This window comes from Leptolyngbya sp. FACHB-711 (assembly GCF_014695615.1).
Classification (GTDB): Bacteria; Cyanobacteriota; Cyanobacteriia; order Elainellales; family Elainellaceae; genus Leptolyngbya_A.
In genome coordinates, this window is record NZ_JACJOR010000075.1 from 1 (window position 1) to 3,676 (window position 3,676).

Annotated in this window: 4 protein-coding genes; all 4 read right to left on the reverse strand. The window is 47.7% G+C overall.

The window, feature by feature from the left end; translation table 11 throughout:
• The coding region (locus H6F80_RS01855; protein WP_190789918.1) for an FAD-dependent oxidoreductase at positions 1 to 317 on the reverse strand (317 nt) is incomplete at its 3' end.
• Positions 318 to 390: 73 nt separating this feature from the next.
• Positions 391 to 1,164: a glucose-1-phosphate cytidylyltransferase gene (gene rfbF / locus H6F80_RS01860; protein ID WP_190789919.1), complete on the reverse strand. Its 774-nt coding sequence runs from the start codon at positions 1,162 to 1,164 to the stop codon at positions 391 to 393.
• A 589-nt stretch (positions 1,165 to 1,753) separates the two neighbouring features.
• Positions 1,754 to 2,851 (reverse strand): Get3/ArsA fold putative tail anchor-mediating ATPase NosAFP, encoded by a 1,098-nt coding sequence (locus H6F80_RS01865; protein ID WP_190789920.1) that lies wholly within the window; start codon positions 2,849 to 2,851, stop codon positions 1,754 to 1,756.
• A 444-nt stretch (positions 2,852 to 3,295) separates the two neighbouring features.
• Positions 3,296 to 3,490, reverse strand: a complete 195-nt coding sequence (gene petP / locus H6F80_RS01870; RefSeq protein WP_190789921.1) for a cytochrome b6f subunit PetP — start codon at positions 3,488 to 3,490, stop codon at positions 3,296 to 3,298.
• Between the last annotated feature and the right edge of the window lie 186 nt (positions 3,491 to 3,676).

A 3,676-nucleotide genomic window follows, 5' to 3' on the forward strand; every position in this document is an offset into this window, starting at 1 on the left:
TACAGGTTTTCCAGCAGGGGCAATTCCTTCTCTTCGGTTGCAACAATGACCTTGCCACAAACCTCGTGGGGGATATTATGCTCCTGGCAAAAATTCACCATTGATTCACAGCCATCGCGACAAAATTTCGCTTTAAAGCTGCCTGGTTTGTAATAAACCCCAGAATGAATTACTCCGCTGTTATTACCTGTTTGGTGAAATGCCCACTGGCTTTCTTTTTCGAGGAGCAAGATTTTGCAGTCTGGATATCGTTTTCCCAGTGCCATCCCCACGGATAGCCCAACGATTCCGCCCCCGATAATCGCAAAGTCGTACATAGCTTCTCTCTAAACAAATCAGCAACAGATATAACGAACTGTTCTTTTTTCGTCCCAATCCTGATCCCATTGACTACCAGACTTTCCAGGGAGCTTTGCCGCTCTGCCACAGACCTTCCAGATAGTTTTTATCGCGGAGAGTATCCATGGGTTGCCAAAAGCCCTCATGCCGGAAAGCAGACAGTTCACTATCCTGGGCAATTTTGCTGAGCGGCTCGTGTTCCCACATCACAGAATCGTCAGTGATGTAGTCGATCGTCTCTGGCTCCAGCACAAAATAGCCGCCGTTAATCCAGGCTCCGTCTCCGGTTGGCTTTTCATGAAACTGCTCGATCTTGGTTTGTCCTTGTCCCAAAGAGAGTGCGCCAAATCGTCCGGGGGGCTGCACCGCCGTCAGGGTCGCCAGGGTTTTTTGAGCCTTGTGGAATGCGACGAGTTCGGTAATATTGACATTGCCGACGCCATCTCCGTAGGTGAAGCAAAATGTGTCGTTACCGACGTGTTCCCGAACGCGCTTTAGGCGTCCGCCCGTCATCGTATTTTCTCCGGTGTCAACCAGCGTGACGCGCCAGGGTTCTGCATTTCCAGCATGAATGTTCATCTGGTTGTAACGCATATCGAAGGTGACATCCGACATCCGCAAAAAGTAATTTGCGAAGAACTCTTTGATCACAAAACCTTTGTAACCACAGCAAATAATGAAATCATTGATGCCGTGAGCGGAATACACCTTCATAATGTGCCAGAGAATGGGTTGTCCCCCAATCTCCACCATTGGTTTAGGTTTGATTGCTGTTTCTTCACTCAGACGAGTTCCTAAACCACCAGCTAGAATGACTGCTTTCATGCACCTACCTCTTGCGTTAGAAGGGATTTACTTTTATAGCCAAGTTCGCTGCTTCCAAGAAGACTCAATTTAACTCTAGAAGCATGCCTGAAGTTAAATTTGTTGAATCAACTTTTGAACCAACTTGTTGAACTCAAACTTTAATCTTGCTCACGTTAGGTTTGCTCGCTTTAAGTTCGCTGAGCATCGCTCTTAAACTATCTAAGATATCTGAACGGGTAACGGAGTGTTGAAATGGATGCAGCTTGAATAGCGCGACCTATCGTGAGAACATGCTTGCTTTGAGAAAAACGAACTAGAACAGAGTACCCAGCAATTTTTAGATGAATGGAACCAATGACAATCAAACTAAGACTTAGAAATAAAGCCTGAGATAGAGCCTTTGAATCCGTAGAATTGCTGTAATTTAACCTGATACGAGATTAACAAGAAGCTAGAAACGACGCTGTAAAGACAGAGTAAATTAACCGATCAGCTCTATGAAAACTGGATGAAAGCTTTTGATATCTGTGGAAACCTACGTACATTGAAAAACTGCCCTATGGTTAGAGCAGCATTGATTACAGAGATTAATCAGGTTTTTTTAGCGCTAGAACGAGATGATTAAATAGCCTTCCTGAAACTTTGCCCCGGATACAGGCCTACCGCTTAACTGCTGCGGCAGAAAAATATTGCGACGCTGATCGCCCGCTTCGATCGTGACTTCAGGACCATACTGAGTTAGCTTCACCTGTTTTTTATCAAAGCCGGGCAGAAACAGATAAACTTTGCGCTCTGCGGTATCAATCCGAATCGGACGCGGAGCCTGAGTCGCCTGAGTAAAATCAGGTAAAGCTGACATAATGGGCTGCCAATCTCCCTGCCTGATAGGAATCGATCGCACACTCAGCGGGGCAAAGGTGCTTTCCAGATTTTCCGTTGTCTGTGCCTGGTTAAGCAGCACTCCGCCGATCGTCAGCCCTACCTGCTGAGCACTTCCCCAAAGATACTGCGCGGTTGCCACTGCACCAGGATCGGTGCCCGTGACTAGATAGGCAATCACCCGATTGGGGTTGGCAACGGCAGATCTGCCCTCTTCCAGTAAGTTATTCACCTGAGCAGCGGCAGGCTGGGAAAAAATATCGCCGCTCGACCAGTTGACATTGAGAACTGCGCTGGCAAGCGGCTGCACAAAGGGTGAAATCGTCTTGCCCAGATCAGAATCAGCAAACACCTGACGAAATCGACGAACATACCAGCTCAAGATCTCCGGCATTCCCAACATTCGCAGGGTTGCAGAATCGCCACTGCCGTCGTACACGATGACATCGTAGCTGCCACTGTTTTCATATTCGCGAATCGCATTCAACGCTAGGGCACTGTCCATACCGGGAAGCACACCTAACTCCTGCCCGTAAACCGCTTTGAAGAAAGGTGATCGCAAATACTGAGCTTCGAGCTTTTTCAGTTCTTCCCAGCTTCGTTCGAGCAGCACAGTCGAATACAGCTTGACTGCCTGCAAATTGGCAGCAATGGGTTGCGGATCAGCCGTTAATGCGGTTTCGAGCAGAAGATCGATCGCCGGAGTTGGGTCTTGTGCTGCAAACAAAACACGCTTTCCCTGAGCGGCGAGCTGCTTTGCGGCTGCAACTGCGATCGTGCTACGCCCTGTCCCGCCTTTGCCCAAAAATGTCAGAATCAACGCCATTGCCAGAAATGCCTAACGATAGAGGACTGCTCGTATGAGCAAATCAACCCACAGCAAACTTATTGCCAAAAATTAGCAACCGTAGACTGTGAATCCAGAACAAATGACTTCGGATGATAAGTAAACCTAGATATCATCATTGCAGCCAGTTTACCTGATCCTGAAGCAGGATTTGCTTGGCGGTTGTCGCCTAGTAGCAGTCGCCCTGTAGCAAAGGTTTCCTTGCTGATGTAATGCGCCAATGTAAACCGATTACCCAGAGGGAAGACTGCTTTGCATCGCCTGAAGCCTGCTGTTTTGGATACTGTCTTGCTCGTTGCAGATTGATTCAGGTTATCGTAACAGTGAATCTTTTGGACTGCCCTCGTACTGATGGAGGATTCAGTTTGTCCTGGCTCATCGAGGGCATTCCTTGCATTGGTTAAAGACGTTCTGAGTCAGCGGCTAGTTGGTTGACTCTAGCTCGTCTTCAAAAAACCAGGTCGTGAACCCGTTGTCAAACTTCACAATGACACCAATCCCGCTGCCATCTGTCATCTTGAATCCGTTGATTACACCTGTCTTACCCAAGCAATCGACCACCGCTTTCGGAGAACGATCGCGCAACCGACGCACGCGCACTTTTTGACCGATTTCCATCGCCACTCTCAAGAATACGAACAATACGCTTAAACAAACATGAATTAGTGTATCAGTGTCTTGACTGCGATTATCAAAAGTTAGCCGAAAGCTGCATTTGTGCCTAGACAGGCTATCAAGCTATTCTGATAACCGGATTCGCGAGTTTTGCGACTGTGTGATTTCAGCGGGCTGAAGGTTGAGTGA